General features: G+C 70.7%; 3 protein-coding genes. 2 read left to right on the top strand and 1 reads right to left on the bottom strand.

The window, feature by feature from the left end:
* A partial coding sequence (locus G6026_RS11825) for an ABC transporter ATP-binding protein (RefSeq protein WP_182613296.1) occupies positions 1-639 on the top strand: 639 nt, incomplete at its 5' end.
* On the opposite strand, the gene G6026_RS11820 is transcribed toward G6026_RS11825, so the two are convergent.
* Positions 636-995 carry an Rv2640c family ArsR-like transcriptional regulator gene (locus tag G6026_RS11820; protein WP_107756278.1) on the bottom strand — a complete coding sequence of 120 codons (360 nt, stop codon included), beginning with the start codon at positions 993-995 and terminating at the stop codon, positions 636-638. The genes G6026_RS11825 and G6026_RS11820 overlap by 4 nt on opposite strands.
* Before the next feature lie 101 nt (positions 996-1096).
* On the opposite strand from G6026_RS11820, the gene G6026_RS11815 reads away from it, so the two are divergent.
* Complete coding sequence (locus G6026_RS11815; protein ID WP_182613295.1) at positions 1097-1555, top strand: ArsI/CadI family heavy metal resistance metalloenzyme; 459 nt, start codon at positions 1097-1099, stop codon at positions 1553-1555.
* Positions 1556-1757 lie beyond the last annotated feature (202 nt).

Here is a 1757-nt window from a genome sequence, read left to right as displayed (position 1 = left end):
TCCGCCGTGGACCGCGTCTCGTGCGGGATCGACCGCGGCCGTAGTCTCGCGGTGACCGGGCCCTCCGGCTCGGGCAAGTCCAGTCTGCTGGCCGCCGCGGCCACGCTCACCCCGCCGGATTCCGGCCACGTGTGGTTGGCGACCCGCGACGGCGAGGTGGACCTGGCGGCGGTGAGTGCCCGCCGGGCGGCCGAGCTGCGCCGGACGGAGATCGGCATCGTCTTCCAACAGTCCAACCTGGTCGAGTCCCTCACCGCGCGCGAGCAACTCGAGGCCATGGCCTGGCTCGGGGGACGGCCGTCGCGTGCGCGCCGGACCGCGGTGCGGGTGCGAGCCGACGAACTCCTGGACAGGGTTGGCCTGGGGCCGATGGCCGATCGGTCCGTGGGAGCCCTGTCGGGAGGGCAGCGCCAGCGGGTGGCCGTCGCACGAGCGCTGGTCCACGGTCCGTCGATGCTCCTGGCGGACGAGCCGACCAGTGCGCTGGACTCGGAGTCGGGCGCCGTCGTGATGGACCTGCTCCTGGGCACGGCGCGGGAGTTCGACGTGGCGCTGATGCTGGTCACGCACGACGAGGGGGTGGCGGCGCGATGTGACGCACGCATACACCTGGTGGACGGTGCGGTCCGGTTCGGCTAGGTGCAACAGTTCGGGTCGAGCGCGGCGCGCAGGGCGTCGATCGCGGACCCGCGGGCACGGTGGAACACGCTCATCCCGCGCCGCTCCGACTCGATCATCCCGGCCTCGCGGAGCCGGCCCAGGTGATGGGAGGTGGTCGACTCCGCGACGCCGGTCGCGGCGGACAGATCTCCGGTGCGGACCTCGCCGTCGTCACTGGTGAGAAGGAGCGACAGCAGTCGGATCCGGACCGGGTCGGCGAGGGCCTTGAGGCGCAGCGCGATCTCCACGGCGTCCTCGTGGCCGATCGGCCCCGCCGATACGGGCGCGCAGCAGACCGGCGAGCTGACGTCGAGGAGGGGCAGGGCCTTGGGCATGTCCGCGAGTCTAACCCAGCTTCTTGACGAATATCGAAAAGGCTGCTTGCCTGGGCGGTGCAACAATTTCGATATACATCTCAGTGGTGGAGGTTCCGACCATGTCCCGTGTGCAACTCGCCCTCAACGTCGACGACGTCGACGAGGCCGTTCGGTTCTACTCGACGCTGCTGCGCGTCGAGCCAGCCAAGCGCAAGCCCGGCTACGCCAACTTCGTGGTGGGGCAGCCGCCCCTCAAGCTGGTCCTGCTCGAGAACCCGGGCCAGGGAGGCTCGCTCAACCACCTGGGCGTCGAGGTCGAGTCCAGCGAGCAGGTCCACGGCGAGATCGCGCGACTGACCGACGCCGGCCTGTTCACCGACGAGGAGATCGGCACGACCTGCTGCTTCGCCACCCAGGACAAGGTGTGGGTCACCGGCCCGGGAGGCGAGCGGTGGGAGATCTACACGGTCCTGGCCGACTCGGAGACGTTCGGGACGTCGCCGGTGGTGGGTGACACCACCAGGAACGACGACGACGAGGCCGGCGCCGATTCCGAGGGTGGCGCCTGCTGCGCGTGAGCGGCCGGAGGGTGCGCCCGACCGCGTCGACGACACCCGCGAGGGTGGCATGGGACGGGCCCGGGCCCGGGCGCACCTAGACTGGTTCGCGGCCGTCGGCCGGTTGCTCGACGTCCCGTGATCAAAGGAAAGGCCACACCATGCTCTCCCGTATCGACCTGCGCGGTCGCACCCTCGGTACCGCCGAGCTGCGTCGCACACT

Source organism: Dietzia sp. DQ11-38-2 (genome assembly GCF_014145055.1).
Taxonomy (GTDB): Bacteria; Actinomycetota; Actinomycetes; order Mycobacteriales; family Mycobacteriaceae; genus Dietzia.
The sequence above is the reverse complement of the archived record's forward strand: the minus strand, read 5'-3'. Positions and strand labels throughout refer to the sequence as shown.